Source organism: Amycolatopsis sp. SB7-3 (assembly GCF_041021335.1).
Classification (GTDB): domain Bacteria; phylum Actinomycetota; class Actinomycetes; order Mycobacteriales; family Pseudonocardiaceae; genus Amycolatopsis; species Amycolatopsis japonica.
On record NZ_JBFPJQ010000001.1, the window covers coordinates 1535126 to 1552497 of the forward strand.

Sequence of the window (17372 nt, forward strand, 5' to 3'; positions counted from 1 at the left end):
GCTCAGTCCTCGGGTTCCCAAGGCAGCGGGATGATCAGGCACGGACCGCCGACGAACAACCCGCCGTCGATCCCCAGCGCCTTCCCGCCCGCGTAGAGATACGGTCCCTCGATCTGCGCGGGGTGGATCCCCAGCTGGTCGGCGATGACGCTGTGCCCGTGCACGATCCGCTCGCCGCCGAGCCGGTCCATGAGCTGTTGCGCGACGTCGGCGCCCTCCGGGCCGCGGAAGGCGTACCGCGTGGTCATCCGCCGCCACACGTCCCACCAGGCCTCGATGTCACTGCCTTCGAGGATCTCGCGGCCACGCGCGTTGATCCCGTCGATGTCCTCGCCCCAGCCGAGGTACTCGAGCGTGTCCGAATGCATCAGCAGGTGATCCGCGGCCAGCGTCAGCAGCGGGCGCGAGGTCAGCCACTCGATATGCTGCGGGGTGAGCCTGTCCTGGTCTTCGAGCAGCCCGCCGTTGATCTCCCAGCTGCGGGCGAAGCTGCGCGGCCCGAAGTCGGACGGCACCTCCGTGTCGCCGAAGTGGTACATCCCGAGCAGCAGGATCTCGTGGTTGCCCAGCAGCGTCCCGCAGTGCCCGCCCGCCGTGGCGGCCTGGCGTTCCAGCCGCATCACCAGGTCGATGACGCCGACGCCGTCGGGCCCCCGGTCGACGAAGTCGCCGAGGAACCACAGGGTCGCTTCGCCGCCGGCCCAGTCGTCGTCGGAGTCGAGCAGCCCCTTCTCCCGGAGCGCCTCGGCCAGCTCGTCCCGGTGTCCGTGCACGTCACCGACCACATAGGTCGGGGACGTGGGCTGATCGTCGTGCATCGTCTGACGATAAGCCCTCCGCATGCCGTCGTGTCGCTCAGCCTTCGCCGAACGGGTCGGCGGTGCGCCCGACCAGATCGGCGATCGAGTCGATGATCTTGGTCGGCCGGTACGGGTAGTGCTCCGCGCTCTCCCGCGTGGAGATGCCGGTGAGCACCAGGATCGTCTGCAATCCGGCCTCGATTCCCGAGTGGACGTCGGTGTCCATCCGGTCGCCGATCATCAGCGTCGACTCCGAATGCGCGCCCAGCCGCCGCAGCGCGGAACGCATCATCAGCGGGTTCGGCTTGCCGACGTAGTACGGCGAGCGGCCGGTCGCCTTCTCGATCAGCGCGGCGACCGAACCGGTGGCGGGCATCGAGCCCTCCATGCTCGGGCCGGTGGCGTCCGGGTTGGTGGCGATGAACTTCGCGCCGCCTTCGATCAGCCTGATCGCGCGGGTTATCGCGCTGAAGCTGTACGTGCGCGTCTCGCCGAGCACGACGTAGTCCGGGTCGCGTTCGGTCAGCACGTAGCCGACCTCGTGCAGTGCCGTGGTGAGCCCGGCCTCGCCGATCACGAACGCCGAGCCGTTCGGCCGCTGCGACGCGAGGAACTTCGCGGTCGCCAGCGCGGAGGTCCAGATGGCCTCCTCGGGGATGTCGAGACCGGTCCGCTCGAGCCTCGCCCGCAGGTCGCGCGGGGTGTAGATCGAGTTGTTGGTCAGCACCAGGAAGCCGATGTCGTTGGCGCGCAGCTCCTTGAGGAACTCGTCCGCGCCGGGCACGAGATGCTCCTCCTGCACCAGCACGCCATCCATGTCGCTGAGGTAGGTCCAACGGCGCTCGTTCATACCTCTCACCCTAATGATCCGAGACGGCGTGAACAGCCACGGACGCCGCCTTGACCGAAAGATTGACCGGTGTGCCGGGTTCGAGCGCCAGTTCGGCGACCGCGGCCGGGGTGAGGTCGGCGGCGAGACCCGCCGCCCAGCCGTCACCGCGGGCCCGGACACGGATCACCGGTCCGTGTGGTTCGAGCGCGTCGACGATTCCCTCGACGGTGTTGCGCGGGCTGCCCCGGTGCTCGCCGTCGCGCAGGTACACGGCGACGGCGCTGGGCGCGAAGACGGCGACAGCTGCTTCGCCCTCGACGACGTCCTCGGCCGGGATACCGGCCAACTGCCCGCCTGACGTGCGCAAACCGCCTTCGACGGCGACGCCGGGCACCAGGTTCAGCCCGGCGATCCGCGCGGTGAACGCCGTGCGCGGCGCGGAAAGGACCTTGCGGGTCTCGCCGCGTTCGACGATCCGGCCGCCGTCGAGGACGGCGACGTGATCGGCCAGCGCCAGCGCGTCGAGGGGGTCGTGCGTGACCAGGACGGTCGGCGGTCCGGAACGCAACACCCGGCGGAGCAGCCCCCGGATGGCGGGCGCCGCGTCGACGTCCAGCGCCGCGAAAGGCTCGTCGAGCAGCAGAAGTCCCGGTTCGGCGGCCAGTGCCCGCGCGATCGCGACCCGCTGCGCCTGCCCGCCGGAGAGCTGGGCGGGCCGTCGATCGGCGAGTTCGAGCGCGTCCACTTCGGTCAGCCAGTCCCGCGCGCGCCGCTTCGCCTCGGCGCGCCCGGCTCCGGTCGAGCGCGGCGCGAAGGCGACGTTGTCCAAAGCGGACAGATGAGGGAAGAGGAGGGCGTCCTGGGAGAGCAGGCCGATCCCGCGCGCGTGCGGCGGCAGGCCCGCCAGGCCACGCCCGCCGAGCGTGATCCGTGCCCGGTCCGGCCGGAGCAGACCGGCGAGGCAGCCGAGCACACTGGACTTGCCCGACCCGTTCGGACCGAGCAGCGCGAGCACTCCACCGTCGGGGACCTCGAAGCCGACGTCCAAGGTGAACTCGCCGCGCCGGAGCGCGATCTCGGCCGAGAGGGTCACGACCGGACTCCTTCGAGCGCGCGGGGCCGGGCGAGCGCGATCACCGCGACGGCGACCAGGATGAGCAGCAAGGCGAGCGCCACGGCGCTGTCGACGTCGACCTCGGCCTGGGTGTAGACCTCCAGCGGCAGGGTCCTGGTCACCCCTTCGAGGCTTCCGGCGAAGGTGATCGTCGCGCCGAACTCGCCCAGCGCCCGCGCGAAGCTGAGCACGATGCCCGAGCCCAGCGCGGGCAGCAGCAGCGGCAGCGTGACCCGGCGGAACACCGTCCACGGCTTGGCGCCGAGCGTCGCGGCGACCCGTTCGTACCGGTCACCGGCGCCGCGGAGGGCGCCTTCGAGACTGACCACCAGGAACGGCATCGCCACGAACGTCTGCGCGATGACCACCGCGGCCGTGGTGAACGGCACCTGCTCGCCGGTCAGCGTGGTCACCAGGACGCCGAGGAAACCCTTGCGGCCCAGCAGATACAGCAGCGCCAGGCCGCCGACCACCGGCGGCAGGACCAGCGGCAGCAGCACCACCGCACGCAGCACACGGACACCGCGCGCCCCCGAACGCGCGAGCACCACGGCGAGCGGGACACCGAGCAGCACACAGGCCACAGTGGACAGTCCGGCGGTGAGCAGCGAGAGCTTGAGCGCGTTCAGCGACGACGTCGAGGTGATGAGGCTCGGGAAGCGCGTCAGGTCCGACCGCACCAGCAGGCCGACGACCGGCAGCACCACCAGCGCCAGCGCGCAGATCGCCGGCGGCCAGAGCACCCACGGCACCCCCGCATTTAGTCCTCTGAATGCGGTCGTTGCGCGTGCATCTACCGCATCCAGAGGACGAAACGCGGGGTCACGGCGCGCCAAAACCGACCTTCGCCAATTCCTTCTTGCCTTCCTCGCTGAGGACGAAGTCCCTGAACAGCCCGGCGAGCTGAGCCTGCGGAGCGTCCTTCACCACCGCGATGGGGTAGCTGTTGATCGCGCCCGCGGCCTCGGGGAAGTCCACTTTGTCCACCTTCGCGGCCGCCGACGTCGCATCGGTGACGTAGACGAGGCCGGCGTCGGCGTCACCCGACTGCACCTTCGCGAGCACCGACTTGACGTCCTGCTCCTCACTGGCCGGTTTGAGCGTGACCCCGGACGACTGCTGGACCTTCTTCGCCGCCGACCCGCACGGCACCTGCGGAGCGCAGACGACCACGGTCAATCCGTCCTTCGCGAGGTCGGCGAGGCCCTTGATGCCCTTGGGGTTGCCCTTGCCGACCGCGATGGCGAGCCGGTTGGTGGCGAACACCGACGGCTGCCCGTTGAGCAGCTCTCCCTTGGCAGCCTTGTCCATATTGGCCTGATCGGCGGAGGCGAACACATCCGCCTTGGCGCCCTGAGTCAGTTTCTGCACCAGCGCCGAGGAACCCTCGAAGCTGAACTTCACGGTCACCCCGGGGTTCCGCGCCTCGAACTGCTTACCGAGCGTCCCGAACGACTCGGTCAGCGACGCCGCCGCGAACACGGTCAGCGTCTTGGCCTCCGCGGCCGGCTCCCCGGAACCGCAGGCGGTCGCGGCCAGTGCAAGCGCGAGCAGGGCGGGGACGAGTCTCCTCATCGGCTTCCTTCCGGGGTTTCGATCACGACGGTGGTCGCCTTGACGACGGCGACCGCGAGCACCCCCGGCCGCAGCCCGAGTTCGCGGACGGCTTCGGCGCTCATCAGGGAGACCACGCGATGCGGGCCGCACTGCAGCTCGACCTGTGCCATCACCTTGTCCGTGACGACTTCGGTGACGAGGCCGACGAAGCGGTTGCGCGCCGAGCGGCCGACGTTCGACGGATCCTCGGGCTGTTCGGCCTGCGCCTTGGCGAACGCGGCGAGTTCGGCGCCGTCGACGACCTTGCGGCCCGCCGAGTCGTCGAACGCGGTGAGCTGGCCGGCGCGGACCCAGCGGCGGACGGTGTCGTCGCTGACGCCGAGCAGACGAGCGGCCTCAGACAACCGAAATTGCGGCATGCCTGGAAGATTACTTCCGCAGATACGGAAAAGCTATGCGGAACCGGGGAGTTCGTCGCGGAGGCCATCGAGCACCGCGCTCTGGAATCGCTCCAGCACTTTCCGCTCGTCGGGAGAGAACTGTTCGAGCACCGACTTCATGTTCGTGTACGCGGATTCGAAGAGCGGCGCGTACCGCTCCATGCCGCCGGGAACGACCTCTATCAGGACCTTCCGGCGGTCGGCGGTGTCGCGGACGCGGCGGGCGAGACCCGCCTTCTCGAGCCTGTCCATGACTCCGGTCACAGCGCCCGTCGACAGCCCGGTCAGCTCCGCGATCCTGCCCGCTGTCAACGGTCCCGGCGCCTGCCCGGCGAGTTCGAGCACCTTGTGGTCGGTGGCGGACAGGCCCATCCGCTCGGCGATACGCGCGTGCCGGAGAACGGTCAGCGTGCTGCTTTCCCTGCCGAGATGGGCGAACCGGGCCAATTCGTCCGCCGAGAGCGGATATTTCGCCATCCGGAAACCCTTCCGATTCGGTGCGAAATGAGATTCTAGACAGTCGGTTTTCGCCCGCTTCGGGGTTAGTCTGGTGTCAATGACAGCAGTCGATCTCGGGTTTCCCCGTGTCCCCGGTACACGTGGTCGCCCCAGCGTGCCCAGGCCGGACAACCCCGCTCTGATCGACACCTTCGGCCGCGTGGCGACCGACCTGCGGGTGTCGCTCACCGACAAGTGCAATCTGCGCTGCACCTATTGCATGCCCGCCGAAGGGCTCGAATGGATGCCGAGCGCGGACGTGCTGACCGACGACGAACTCGTGCTCCTGCTGCGGATCGCCGTCGAACGGCTCGGGATCACCGACATCCGGCTCACCGGTGGCGAACCGCTGCTGCGCCAAGGGCTGGAGAAGATCGTCGAGCGGGTCGCGGCGCTCGAACCGCGGCCGCGGCTTTCCATGACCACCAACGGGATCGGGCTCGCGAAACGCGCGAAGTCGCTCGCCGACGCCGGGCTGGACCGCATCAACGTCTCGCTGGACACCGTCGACCCCGCGCTGTTCGAGACGATCACGCGTCGCGACCGGCTTTCGCACGTACTCGCCGGGATGGCCGCCGCGCGCGAAGCCGGGCTGGACCCGGTGAAGGTCAACGCGGTGCTGATGCGCGGGCTGAACGAAGACCAGGCCGTGCCGCTGCTGAAGTTCTGCCTCGCCGAGGGGTATCACCTGCGGTTCATCGAGCAGATGCCGCTGGACGCGCAGCACGGCTGGAACCGGGGCGACATGATCACCGCAGAGGAGATCCTCGGCATGCTCGGCGAGGAGTTCTCGCTGTCGCCGTTCCCCGCCGCGCGGGGCGGGGCGCCCGCCGAACGCTGGCTGGTCGACGGCGGCCCCGGCGACGTCGGCGTGATCGCGTCGGTGACCCGGCCGTTCTGCGGCGCCTGCGAGCGGACCCGGCTGACCGCGGACGGCGCGGTGCGCTCGTGCCTGTTCAGCAACGACGAGACGGATCTGCGTGCCCTCGTGCGCGCGGGCGCGCGCGAAGAAGAGGTGGCGGACGCCTGGCGGGCGACCATGTGGGGCAAGCTCGCCGGACACGAGATCAACGAGGCCGGGTTCGCGCAGCCGATCCGGCCGATGAGCGCGATCGGCGGCTGACATGGTGACCATCGTGGTGCGGTACTTCGCTTCGGCTCGCGCGGCCGTCGGCCTCGACGAGGAGAAGGTGACGCTCCCGGACGGCGCCCGCGTCGCCGACGCCGTCGCCCGCCTTCGCGAACTCCACCCGGAGAAGCTGCCGAAGCTGCTCGACGCGGTCTCCTATCTACTGGACGGCGTCGCGGTGCGGGATCTCACGCGGCCGCTGACCGACGCGGCCGAACTGGACGTCCTGCCCCCGTTCGCCGGCGGCTGACCCGCCGCCGACCATCGCTGACCTGCGGGAACCTCGAAAGTGGTAGCAAAGGTCCCTTGCTCGCCGTCTCGAGTTCACCGTCCGGTCGCCGAAGCAGCCGAGGATGCGCCAGTGATCACTCCCCGCCGTATCCTCGCCGCGCTGCTCGCCGCGGTCGTCGCCACGAGCCTCGCGACCGCCCCGGCCTCCGCCCATGAACGCGGCGTCAGGCCGCTGCCGCAGGCGCACAGCCACAACGACTACGAGCACACCCGTCCGCTGCAGGACGCGCTCGATCAGGGCTTCACCAGCGTCGAGGCCGACATCTACCTGGTGGACGGGCAGCTGCTGGTCGCCCACGACCTCGCGGACACCCGCCCGGACCGCACCCTGGAGTCGCTCTACCTGGAGCCGCTGCGCAAGCGCGTGCTGGCCAACCACGGCGTCGGCGTCTATCGGCAGCGCGCGGAGTTCCAGCTGTTGATCGACGTCAAGGGCGACGCGAACAGCACCTACGCGGCGCTCGAGAAGCGGCTGCACGACCCGCGCTACTCCTTCCTCTTCTCTCTGTACGCGTTCGGTCACGTGAAGAAGCGGGCCGTCACCGCCGTGATCTCCGGCGGGCGACCCAAGGACGTGATGCTCGGGCAGAAGTTCCGGCTCGCCTTCTACGACGGCCGGATCAAGGATCAGAACGACCTCGGCATCGGCTCGGACCCGCGCGTCACCCCGCTGGTCTCGGACTCCTGGACGGGGCTGTTCACCTGGACCGGCGAAGGCCCCTTCCCCGCCGAGGAGCGGGCGAAACTGCACGACCTGGTCAAGCGGGCCCACGCGGCGGGTCAGCGCGTGCGCTTCTGGGCCACGCCGGACGCCGCCGGGCCCGGCCGTGACGCGTTGTGGAAAGAGCTGGTCGCCGCCGGGGTCGACCACCTGAATACGGATGACCTGCCAGGGCTGGCGAACTTCTTGAGGTCTCGCTAAAGTGCGCGGCCCATTCGCGCGCGAAGGCGCACGAATGGGCCAGTCATCCCTTAATCCACGTGATGCAAGCCTCACGATCCGTGAATTATCTCGGTCAGGAAACGGCCAGATAACGGCCCGCTGACCTGCATAAACAGCCGAATCGTTATGGGTTGCGTGCTGTTACTGTGATGTAGGTCACAGCTCGAATAATTTCCGTCCCGGCCGTTCGTTACGTACCGTCGCTTTTCGGTTGGCCCCGACCGACCACGCAACACCGGGAACCCGTAGCGCCGAGCCCTGTCCAACGGATTCCCGGACCCAACCCCGAGCGAAAGCATTTCCGGACAGGGACGAGGGGACCGAGCCGACGCGTCGTGCGTCAGGCGAAGTCAGCCGGCCCGCAACGGCCGGCCAAGACCCGCGGGTCTTCCCTCAGCACCGACTCGTAGGCGCAGGGAGCGAGATTTATTCACATGTCTTACCGAGGCAAGCACCGCAAGATGTCCGCCGCCACCCGTCACATCGCCCGCGTCGCCATTGCGGGTGTCGCGGTCGGCGCTCCCCTCGCAATCGCCGCGACCCCCGCGTCGGCGACCAACTGGGACGCCATCGCGCAGTGCGAGAGCAGCGGCAACTGGAGCACCAACACCGGTAACGGCTACTACGGTGGTCTGCAGTTCTCGCAGAGCACCTGGCGCGCCTACGGCGGCACCGGCAGCGCGCACAACGCGTCGCGTGAGCAGCAGATCGCCGTCGCCGAGCGGGTCCTCCAGGGCCAGGGCATCGGCGCGTGGCCGCACTGTGGCAAGAAGGGCGGCTCCGCCAGCCCCGCCAAGGCCAAGTCGAGCGCCCCGAAGGCCACCAAGAAGGTGACCCCGAAGAAGTCGACCGCGCCGGTCCAGAAGCAGCAGGCTCCGGCCCCGGCCGCGAACGTCGCCAACTCGAACCCGGCGGGTGACTACACCGTCGTGGCCGGCGACACGCTGTCGAAGATCGCTTCCAAGTTCAACGTCCAGGGCGGCTACCAGAAGCTGCAGGAGCTGAACAAGGACTACGTGTCGAACGCCGACTTCATCGTCGTCGGCCAGAAGCTCGCCACCAAGTGAGCTCTTGAGCACGAGTAAGTCGTGATGCCCGCGGGATTCCCCGCGCGGCCACGTCACGACTGACAAGGCCCCACCGCGCCATTCCCCCGGCGGTGGGGCTTTGTCGTGTCCGGGGCCGGTCGTGCCTCCAGATGTCATGAAAGGGCCGTTCAGGACGAAAAATGTCCTGAACGGCCCTTTCATGACACTTGGCGGGCCTGGGGCCGGCTCACCCCGCTACGGCGAGTTGACCCATTCGTCGCTCCCGTCGCTGAAGTGCTGGTGCTTCCACACCGGCAGCCGCGCCTTGACCTCGTCGACCAGCTCCGAGCAGGCGGCGAAGGCCTGGCCCCGGTGCTCGGCCGCCACGGCGCACGCCAGCGCGACGTCCCCGATGGCCAGCGCGCCCAGCCGGTGGCTGACGGCGACCGCTCGCACACCTTCCCACTTCCCCGAGAGGTCCGTGACGACCTCCGCGAGCACGTCGGCGGCGCTGGGGTGCCCTTCGTACGCGAGCCTCTCCACCGACCGCCCGCCGTCGTGGTCCCGGACGACCCCGCCGAAGGTGACGACGGCGCCCGCGGCCGCGTCGTCCACCAGCCGGGCGTGTTCTTCGACCGAGAGCGGCTCGTCGACCACCGCGATCCGTGCGACCCGAACGCTCACTGCTGTGCCTCCCGTGGGTGGTCGCCGCCCGCCAGCTGGTCGACGGCGTGGTCGAGGATCCCGTCCAGTACGCCCAGGCCGTCCTTCACCCCGCCGCGTGAACCGGGCAGGTTCACCACGAGGGTCTGGCCCGCGACGCCCGCGACGCCGCGCGAGAGCACGGCGGTGGGCACCTTGGGTAGTCCGGCGGCGCGGATCGCGTCCGCGACGCCGGGGAGTTCGTAGTCGAGGACGGCGCGGGTGACGTCCGGGGTGCGGTCCGTCGGCGAGATACCGGTGCCGCCGGTCGTCACGATCACCTGGACCCCGGCCGCGACGGCGTCCCGCAGGGCTTCGCCGACCGGTTCGCCGTCCTGGACGACGACGGGCGCTGGCACCTCCCAGCCCCGTGAAGCGAGCCAGTCCGTGATGACCGGGCCGGTCGTGTCCTCGTAGACGCCCTTCGCGGCACGATTCGACGCCACGATCACCCTCGCGACCCGGTTCACGGCCGCTCCCAGGTCCCGGTCTTGCCGCCGTCCTTGCGGATCAGGCGGACGTCGTCGAGGGTCGCCGCCGGATCGACGGCCTTGATCATGTCGTGCAGCGTCAGCCCGGCGACGGCGACGGCGGTCAGCGCCTCCATCTCGACGCCGGTCCGGTCGTTCGTCTTCGCGGTCGCGGTGATGTGCACGGCGGTCTCGTCGAGGACGAACTCGACCTTCACGCCGGACAACGCGATCTGGTGGCAGAGCGGGATCAGCTCGGGCACTTTCTTCGCGCCCATGATGCCCGCGATCCGCGCGGTCGCGAGCGCGTCGCCCTTGGGGAGCCCGTCCGTCGCCAGCAGGCCGAGCACCTCGGCCGTGGTGTGCACGGTGCCGCCCGCCAGCGCGATGCGGGCGGTGGGCGTCTTGCCGGAAACGTCGACCATACGGGCGGCGCCCGTATGGTCGACGTGGCTGAGTTCACTCACGCCCAGCAGGCTAGTCCTCAGAACATCCGCTGCTTCGAGCGAACCTCGCCGAGGGCCTTCTCCCGTTCCTGACGCTGCTCCGGCGTCATCGAGGCGAAGAGCCCGCCCCGGTCCGCGGCGCAGGCCGTGTCGTGCACGGGACGCTTGCCGTCCACGAGGAACCGGTTGACGGCGTTGTTGCCGCAGGCGTTCTCCGAGCTCAGCCAGACCCCGTGCCCGCCGTCGTCGACCGACACCATCCGCGCCCGGTCACCCAGCGCGCGCCGCATCTCCTTGGCCCCGCTCAGCGGGGTCGCCGGGTCACGCAGGTTCTGCACGACCAGGATGTTCGACGGACCCCGGTCGCCGATCCGCACCTGCGGCTCGATCGGCTCGGACGGCCAGTAGGCGCACGCCCAGATGTTCGCCGCGGCGGCGCCGAACATCGGGTACCGCACCCGGTCCTTCTCGACGTTGCGCTGGTAGGTTGCGACCTTTTCCGGCCAGTTCACGTCGTTGCACACCACGTGCAGCTGCGCGGACAGCAGCTGCGCCACGTCGAGCTGCTGAGCCTGAGCGGTCTGCTTCACGACGCCTTCGGTGTCGAGCGCCTGCCACTGCTGGGCCAGCACCGGGAAGGAGCCGGTCGAATACAGCGAACCGAACGTGCCCGCCCGGAAGGCCGCGCCGTCCACCCCCGGCACCGCGCCGCCGTCGAGCTTGGCGACGAGTTCGTAGAACTTCGCCGTCACCTGCTGTGGAGTACGGCCGAGCCCGTAGCTCGCGTGCCGCGCCGCCGCCCACTTCGCGAAGTCCGGGAAGCGGTCCTGGAACCCCTCCGCCAGCCGGCGAGACCCGGTCGTGTCGAGCCCGCCCGGACCGGTCGCGCTGTCGAGCACGATGCGATCGGTCTGCCGCGGGAACAGCGTCGAATACACGGCGCCCAGGTACGTGCCGTACGAGACGCCGTAGTACGAGAGCTTCTCCTCGCCCAAGGCCTCCCGGATGCGGTCCATGTCGCGGGCGGTGTTGGCCGTGGTGATGTACGGCAGGTTCGCGGCCGTCTTCGAGTCGGCGCACTGCTTCGCGACGCCCTCGACGTACTTCGCGCGCTCCGCCACCGCCGCGGCGTCGCGCGCGTACAACGGGACGTTGCTGACCTGCTGCTCGGGCTTGAGGTCGCAGGTGACCGGCGTGCTGCGGCCGATTCCGCGCGGATCGAAGCCGATGATGTCGTACGCGTCGAGCACGCTCGACGGCATGCCCGCCGCCCGCAACCCCGCGGGCATGGTCAGCCCTGGGCCGCCGGGGCCACCCGGGTTGGTGAGCATGATGCCGCGCCGCTTCGCCGGTTTGGTGCTGGCGAGCTTGGAAATGGCGACGTCGATGGTCTTCCCGCCCGGGTTGCGGTAATCGAGCGGGACCTTCAAGGTGGCGCATTCCACGCCGGGCGCGGCCGCGTCCTCCGGACACGGCCCCCAGCTGACAGACGAAACCGCGGCGGACGCCGTGGCCGGTACGAGTACCGCCATGGTGACCGCCGCGGCCGTGAGTGTCCCGATCCTGCTCAGGACAGAGCGAGTCATCCCCAAACCCCCGTCATGATCGACTTCCTGGTCGGAGCCGAGCCTATGAGCGGGCCATCGGCGGAGTCGTCACCCTGAAGTCGGCCTCGATGTCGGCCTCAGTGATGACGGCGCCGCCGAATGGAGCAAGGGACCTTTGCTACCACGTCCTACGACTGAGCAGCCTTCGCTGCTTTCGCCGCCTTCTTCACTGCTTCGGCGACCGCGGGGGCGACGGCGTTGTCGAACACGCTCGGCACGATGAACGAGGCGTTCAGCTTGCCGTTGTCCACGACGTCCGCGATGGCGTCGGCGGCCGCGAGGAGCATCGAGTCGTCGATGTGGTGCGCCTGCGCGTCGAGCAGCCCGCGGAAGACGCCGGGGAACGCGAGCACGTTGTTGATCTGGTTCGGGAAGTCGCTGCGGCCGGTGGCGACCACGGCGGCGTGCTTCTGCGCTTCGAGGGGGTCGATCTCCGGGTCCGGGTTGGCCAGCGCGAAGACGACGGCATCGGACTTCATGGTCGCGACCTGCTCGGCCCCGAACAGGTTCGGCGCGGAGACCCCGATGAACACGTCGGCGCCGACGAGCGCCTCGTGCAGCGTGCCCGCCTGCTGTTCCTTGTTCGTGTGACCGGCGATCCAGGTCAGGTTCTCGTCGAGGTTGCCGCGTGCCGAGTGCACGATGCCGTCGATGTCGGCGGCCACGATGTCGCCCGGGTTCTTGCGCAGCAGCAGGCGGATGATCGCCGAACCCGCCGCGCCGACGCCGCTGACGACGATCTTGCAGTCTTCGATGTTCTTCCCGACCACGCGCAGGGCGTTGCGCAGCGCGGCGACCACGACGATCGCGGTGCCGTGCTGGTCGTCGTGGAAGACCGGGATGTCGAGCTGTTCACGCAGGCGCTTCTCGATCTCGAAGCAGCGCGGCGCGGCGATGTCCTCGAGGTTGATGCCCGCGTACACCGGCGCGAGCGCCTTCGCGATCATGATGATCTCTTCGGTGTCCTGGGTGTCCAGGCAGACCGGCCACGCGTCGACGTCGGCGAACTTCTTGAACAGCGCCGCCTTGCCCTCCATCACCGGCAGCGCGGCGGCCGGGCCGATGTTGCCGAGCCCCAGCACCGCGGAACCGTCGGTGAGCACCGCGACGGTGTTGCGCTTGATGGTCAGGCGGCGCGCGTCCTCGGGGTTCGCCGCGATCGCCTGGCAGACGCGGGCGACACCCGGCGTGTACGCGCGGGAGAGGTCGTCACGGTTGCGGAGCGCGACCTTGGGGCTGACCTCGATCTTGCCGCCGAGGTGGATCAGGAACGTCCGGTCGGAGACCTTGCGCACGCGGACGCCCGGCAGCGAGTCCAGGGTCTGCGTGATGTCCTGCGCGTGGTTCTCCGACAGGGCGTTGGCACTGATGTCGACGACGATCGAATCGGGGTGCGACTCGACGACGTCGAACGCGGTCAGCACGCCGCCGACCCGGCCGACGGCGGTGGTCAGATCACCCGCCGCGGTGGACGACGCGGGGGCCTCCACCCGGACGGTGATCGAATATCCCGGACCGGGAACCGGCATGGCACTACCCCCGCTGAGGAAAGCTCGAATAGGTCGATCGAAAACCTACTCCCGTGACGACCGCCACGAACCCTCGCAGGGGTAACCCGCCAGTAGCTTCTTACCGGTTGATCTCGGTCTCGGGGTGCACGTACGGCACCGCGTCGAGGGGGAAGGTCACGTCGCCGAACGGGGACAAGGCGCCCTGCCGATCGGACGCGAGCTCGGTGACGGGGTGCTCCCCGTCCTCACCGGGCCACGTGGGGTCGATGCCCGCGCGCTTCTTGTTATCGCCCTTCGCCACAACGTCCTCCAGAGCATGGTCAAGCCGTTCTCGAGGGACAGTCTGCCCGAACGCGGCTGCCGGGCCACCACCCGCCCGGTATCCTGGTCTTCTATGCCCGCGCCATCCCTGGCGGACTGGCTGCGCCAGGAGTCCGACGACGCCCTCGCCGCGCTGCTGCGCACGCGTCGCGACCTGTCCACGCCGCCCCCGTCCGACACCATCGTGCTCGCCACCCGGGCAGGCACGCCGGGCTCCGTCGCGCGTGCTTGCGAAGACCTCGACACCTTCACCCTCGCCGTCCTCGACGCCCTGCTGCTGGCCGGAGCGGACACCGAGCCGGTCCCGGCCGCCGAGGTGGCGCGACTCGCGGGCACGGAGATCGGCGAGGCGCTGACACTGCTGCGCAAGCGGGCCCTGGTCTGGGGCGAGGACGACGCGCTGCGCGTCCCGCCGTCGGCCCGCGACGCGCTCGGCCCCTTCCCCGCCGGGCTCGGGGCGTCGTCCCCCTCGCTCGCCGGAACGGATATCGAGGCCGCGCTCGCGGAGGTCGGCGAGGACGAACGCGCCCTGCTGACGACGCTGGCCGCCGGGCCGCCGATCGGCCGCACCCGCGACGCGTCGGCCGACGTCCCGCTGGAACGGGCGCAGAACCCCGTCCAGCGCCTGCTCGCCAGGGGACTGCTGCTGCGCCGGGACGATCAGACCGTCGAGCTGCCGCGTGAGATCGGGATCGCGCTGCGCGGCGGGGTGGTCTTCGAGCAGGCGTCGCTGCGCGAACCGGAACTCCCCGTCCATCCGCATCAGCAGTCCACTGTGGACACGACGGCGGCCGGCGAGGCGATGGAATTCTTGCGCCAGACCGAGAACATGCTTCGCGCCTGGTCCGAGACGCCACCGCCGGTGCTGAAGTCCGGCGGGCTCGGCGTCCGCGAACTGAAGAAGCTCGCGAAGGATCTCGACGTCGACGAAGCGCGGGTGACCCTGCTCGCGGAGATCGCGGTCGGCGCCGGTCTGGTGGCCGACAGCGAAGCGACCACGCCGGAATGGGTGCCGACGACGCTCACGGATTCGTGGCTCGCGTCGCCGACCGCGCAGCGCTGGATGACGGTCGCGCAGGCCTGGCTCGAACTGCCCCGGCTGCCCGGTCTCGCCGACGGGCGGGACGCGAAGGACAAGCCGATCGCGCCGCTTTCGGAAGACCTGCGCCGTCCGCTGGCGCCCACTTCGCGGCGCCGAATCCTTCTCGCGCTGGCGGCGCTGCCCGAAGGCGCGGGCGTGAAGAGCACCGACGAACTGGTCGCCGCGCTCGCCTGGCGCGCGCCGCGGCGGGGCGGGCGGCTGCGGGACGAGACCGTGCGCTGGACGATGGCCGAGGGGGCCGCGCTCGGCCTCATCGGCCTCGGCGGGCTCACCACGGCGACCCGGGCGCTACTGGCCGAGGATCGCCCGGGGGCGATCGAGGCGATGATCGACGCGCTGCCGCGTCCGGTGGGCCACGTGCTGGTCCAGGCCGATCTGACCGTGGTCGCGCCGGGACCGCTGGAAGCGGAACTCGCGGCCGAGATGACCGCAGTCGCCGACATCGAATCGGCCGGGCACGCGACCGTCTACCGGATCACGGAGACGTCCGTGCGGCGCGCGCTCGACACCGGGCGGACCGCGGGCGAGCTGCATCAGCTGTTCACGTCGAAGTCGGCGACGCCGGTGCCCCAATCGCTGAGTTACCTCATCGACGACGTCGCCCGGCGGCACGGGCGGCTGCGTGGCGGTGCCGCCGAGTCGTTCCTGCGCTGCGACGACGCGTCGCTGCTCGCCGAGGTCATGGGCAGCCCCGTCGCGACGGAGTACGGCTTGCGGATGATCGCGCCGACCGTGCTCATCAGCGCGTACCCACTCGCCGAAGTCCTCGACGCGCTCCGCGCCGCCGGGTTCGCTCCGGCCGCCGAAGGCCCCGACGGACGCGTCATGGACATCAGGCCGTCCGGACGTCGCCTGCCCGCGAAGGCGCGTGCCGCGCGTCGCGCGCCCGGAGAGCCTGCCGGGCTGACCGACGAACAGGTCGGCAAGATCGTCGCGCACGTCCGGGCAGGCGACGCCGCTTCGGCGCGCCGCCGGGGCGAGACGGTGCGCGCACCGCAGGGAGGCGGCGCCGGGGACACGTCCGCGACGCTGGCGTTGCTCTCCCAGGCGACCATCGAGCGCCGCGAGGTGTGGATCGGGTTCGTCGACTCACGCGGGACGGCGAGCCAGCGGGTGGTGCGGCCGCTGCGGGTCGGCGGCGGGGTCCTCGAAGGGACCGACAACGAGCGCTACCCGCTGCACCGGATCACGTCGGCCGCTCTCGTCGAAGACTGACCACTCCCCGCATTTAGTCCTCTGAATGCGGGGAGTCAGGCACACCGTGAAGCGATGCCCTGAAGGCCACCCTTGAGACATCCAACGTCCTGAAGGTGGCCTTCAGGACAAGCCACGGCCGAGAGCACCGGCACGCATTTAGAGGACGAAATGCGGGCGGTCAGAGGGCGCGCAGGCCTTGCAGCACGCGTTCCATGAAAGCGCGCGAAGAGGAATCACCGAGGATCAGCTCCGTCTGGTGGATCAGCACCAGACCGGCGTCCGCCATGTCGCCCACGAGCACCTTCACCACGCCCAGCGGCAGCCGCAGATGCGCGGCGATCTCCGCGATCGAGCGGGTGTCCAGGCAGAGGTCGCAGATCTGCCGGTGTTCTGGGGTCCGCACGCCGCGGTACCGGCGGCCGTCCTCACTGGTCGACACCAGCGCCTCCAGCGCCAGGTCGTGCGCGGTGCGGGTGCGCCCGCCGGTGCGGGTGTAGGGCCGGACCCGGGAGCCCGAAGCCGGCGGCAGGTAGACCGAAGCCGGGGCGACGTCAGTGGGCCGCGGAGGAGGCGACTGCCGGATCGGTGAGGGCATCGGAGGCGCCGGCTCGGGAGGGCGCCGCGGCATCACCGTGCTGATCGAGCTCAGCTCGAACCGGCTGGGCGAATCGAAGGCCTCGCGTTCGGTGCCCTGATAGAGGGAGTCCCAGCCGGAGGGGTCCGGTTCGGTGAATCCGCTGATCTTCATCGGTCACCCACGTACGCCGCCCTGCAGCTGCGCCCGCAGCTCAGGGGTGATCTGCTGGCCGACCCGCTCGACGAGCAGCGTCATCTCGTAGGCCACGGTGCCGATGTCACAGGTCGGCGCGGCCAGCACGGCGAGTGACGAGCCGTCGGCGACCGACATGAGGAAGAGGTAACCGCGTTCCATCTCGACCACGGTCTGGTTGACCCCGCCCGCGTCGAAGCAGCGGGCCGCGCCGGCGGTGAGGCTGATCAGCCCGGAGGCGACCGCGGAGAGCTGTTCGGCCCGTTCCTGCGGCAGCCCGTCCGACGGCGCGAGGAGAAGCCCGTCCGCGGAGACCAGCACGGCGTGCGCCGCACCGGGAACCCGGCGCGCGAAATCCGTGATGAGCCAGCCGAACGAGCTCTGCTGCCCGGATGCCGTCACAAGTCCCTCCTCGCTGCGTCAAGACCACCTGGGCGGCGTGGTCCGGGCGTCTCCCGCCCACCAGCACCGATCCCGGTGCCGACGAGCCGAAAGACGCCTCCACCCAGCGTATTCGTCCCGTCGATCGTGTCGAGCCCGCCACCCGGCCGACCGCGTTAACCGAACGTAAACGTCCAGCCGCGCACCGCGTCGACACATCGTGAACCACGCATT

The 17372-nt window shown here is 70.1% G+C and carries 18 protein-coding genes and 1 pseudogene; 5 read left to right on the plus strand and 14 right to left on the minus strand.

All coding sequences use genetic code 11. The features are described from left to right. Window positions 1-2: 2 nt before the first annotated feature. The 7 genes from AB8M46_RS07490 to AB8M46_RS07520 form a co-directional block, all read right to left on the minus strand. Window positions 3-818, minus strand: a complete 816-nt coding sequence (locus tag AB8M46_RS07490) for a metallophosphoesterase family protein (RefSeq protein WP_037335654.1) — start codon at window positions 816-818, stop codon at window positions 3-5. 37 nt (window positions 819-855) lie between these two features. Continuing rightward, on the minus strand, window positions 856-1650 hold the full coding sequence (locus AB8M46_RS07495) for an HAD-IIA family hydrolase (protein WP_007033377.1): 795 nt from the start codon (window positions 1648-1650) through the stop codon (window positions 856-858). Between the two features lie 10 nt (window positions 1651-1660). Further along, a complete protein-coding gene (locus tag AB8M46_RS07500; RefSeq protein WP_394359918.1) occupies window positions 1661-2725 on the minus strand; it encodes a sulfate/molybdate ABC transporter ATP-binding protein in 1065 nt (354 codons plus the stop codon). Continuing rightward, window positions 2722-3498, minus strand: a complete 777-nt coding sequence (locus AB8M46_RS07505) for an ABC transporter permease (protein WP_350597039.1) — start codon at window positions 3496-3498, stop codon at window positions 2722-2724. The genes AB8M46_RS07500 and AB8M46_RS07505 overlap by 4 nt, the downstream gene beginning before the upstream one ends. A 70-nt stretch (window positions 3499-3568) precedes the next feature. Then, entirely contained in the window at window positions 3569-4321 is a 753-nt protein-coding gene (gene modA / locus AB8M46_RS07510) for a molybdate ABC transporter substrate-binding protein (RefSeq protein ID WP_378427646.1), read from the minus strand. Beyond that, entirely contained in the window at window positions 4318-4722 is a 405-nt protein-coding gene (locus AB8M46_RS07515) for a molybdopterin-binding protein (RefSeq protein WP_005156143.1), read from the minus strand. Before AB8M46_RS07515 ends, modA begins: the two co-directional genes overlap by 4 nt. 33 nt (window positions 4723-4755) lie before the next feature. Next, window positions 4756-5220, minus strand: a complete 465-nt coding sequence (locus AB8M46_RS07520) for a MarR family transcriptional regulator (protein ID WP_394359919.1) — start codon at window positions 5218-5220, stop codon at window positions 4756-4758. 79 nt (window positions 5221-5299) lie between these two features. Between AB8M46_RS07520 and moaA the strand changes: the two genes are divergently transcribed. From moaA to AB8M46_RS07540, 4 genes are all read left to right on the plus strand, one after another. Further along, window positions 5300-6364: a GTP 3',8-cyclase MoaA gene (moaA, locus tag AB8M46_RS07525; protein ID WP_394359920.1), complete on the plus strand. Its 1065-nt coding sequence runs from the start codon at window positions 5300-5302 to the stop codon at window positions 6362-6364. Between the two features lies 1 nt (window position 6365). After that, entirely contained in the window at window positions 6366-6620 is a 255-nt protein-coding gene (locus AB8M46_RS07530) for a MoaD/ThiS family protein (RefSeq protein WP_037335646.1), read from the plus strand. A 111-nt stretch (window positions 6621-6731) separates the two neighbouring features. Then, window positions 6732-7583, plus strand: coding sequence for a phosphatidylinositol-specific phospholipase C/glycerophosphodiester phosphodiesterase family protein (locus tag AB8M46_RS07535; RefSeq protein WP_394359921.1), 852 nt, complete (start codon window positions 6732-6734; stop codon window positions 7581-7583). Window positions 7584-8038: 455 nt separating this feature from the next. Continuing rightward, window positions 8039-8671 (plus strand): transglycosylase family protein, encoded by a 633-nt coding sequence (locus tag AB8M46_RS07540; RefSeq protein WP_037335640.1) that lies wholly within the window; start codon window positions 8039-8041, stop codon window positions 8669-8671. A gap of 216 nt (window positions 8672-8887) precedes the next feature. Here the strand turns inward: AB8M46_RS07540 and AB8M46_RS07545 are convergent. The 5 genes and pseudogenes from AB8M46_RS07545 to AB8M46_RS07565 all read right to left on the minus strand — a co-directional run bounded on the left by AB8M46_RS07545 (window position 8888) and on the right by AB8M46_RS07565 (window position 13669). After that, window positions 8888-9804, minus strand: a pseudogene (locus AB8M46_RS07545) (molybdenum cofactor biosynthesis protein MoaE). Beyond that, window positions 9801-10271 carry a cyclic pyranopterin monophosphate synthase MoaC gene (gene moaC / locus AB8M46_RS07550; RefSeq protein ID WP_240599443.1) on the minus strand — a complete coding sequence of 157 codons (471 nt, stop codon included), beginning with the start codon at window positions 10269-10271 and terminating at the stop codon, window positions 9801-9803. Before moaC ends, AB8M46_RS07545 begins: the two are co-directional and overlap by 4 nt. A gap of 17 nt (window positions 10272-10288) precedes the next feature. After that, window positions 10289-11836 carry an alpha/beta hydrolase gene (locus AB8M46_RS07555; protein WP_394359922.1) on the minus strand — a complete coding sequence of 516 codons (1548 nt, stop codon included), beginning with the start codon at window positions 11834-11836 and terminating at the stop codon, window positions 10289-10291. A gap of 149 nt (window positions 11837-11985) precedes the next feature. Beyond that, complete coding sequence (locus AB8M46_RS07560; RefSeq protein WP_037335633.1) at window positions 11986-13386, minus strand: NAD-dependent malic enzyme; 1401 nt, start codon at window positions 13384-13386, stop codon at window positions 11986-11988. 100 nt (window positions 13387-13486) lie between these two features. Then, entirely contained in the window at window positions 13487-13669 is a 183-nt protein-coding gene (locus tag AB8M46_RS07565) for a hypothetical protein (RefSeq protein WP_037335631.1), read from the minus strand. 93 nt (window positions 13670-13762) lie between these two features. On the opposite strand from AB8M46_RS07565, the gene AB8M46_RS07570 reads away from it, so the two are divergent. Continuing rightward, the gene (locus AB8M46_RS07570) at window positions 13763-16006 is read left to right on the plus strand and encodes a helicase-associated domain-containing protein (RefSeq protein WP_394359923.1); all 2244 of its coding nucleotides are present in this window, start codon (window positions 13763-13765) and stop codon (window positions 16004-16006) included. A gap of 160 nt (window positions 16007-16166) precedes the next feature. On the opposite strand, the gene AB8M46_RS07575 is transcribed toward AB8M46_RS07570, so the two are convergent. Beyond that, window positions 16167-16736 carry a DUF742 domain-containing protein gene (locus tag AB8M46_RS07575; protein ID WP_394359924.1) on the minus strand — a complete coding sequence of 190 codons (570 nt, stop codon included), beginning with the start codon at window positions 16734-16736 and terminating at the stop codon, window positions 16167-16169. A 3-nt stretch (window positions 16737-16739) separates the two neighbouring features. Continuing rightward, window positions 16740-17159: a roadblock/LC7 domain-containing protein gene (locus AB8M46_RS07580; RefSeq protein ID WP_005156190.1), complete on the minus strand. Its 420-nt coding sequence runs from the start codon at window positions 17157-17159 to the stop codon at window positions 16740-16742. Window positions 17160-17372 lie beyond the last annotated feature (213 nt).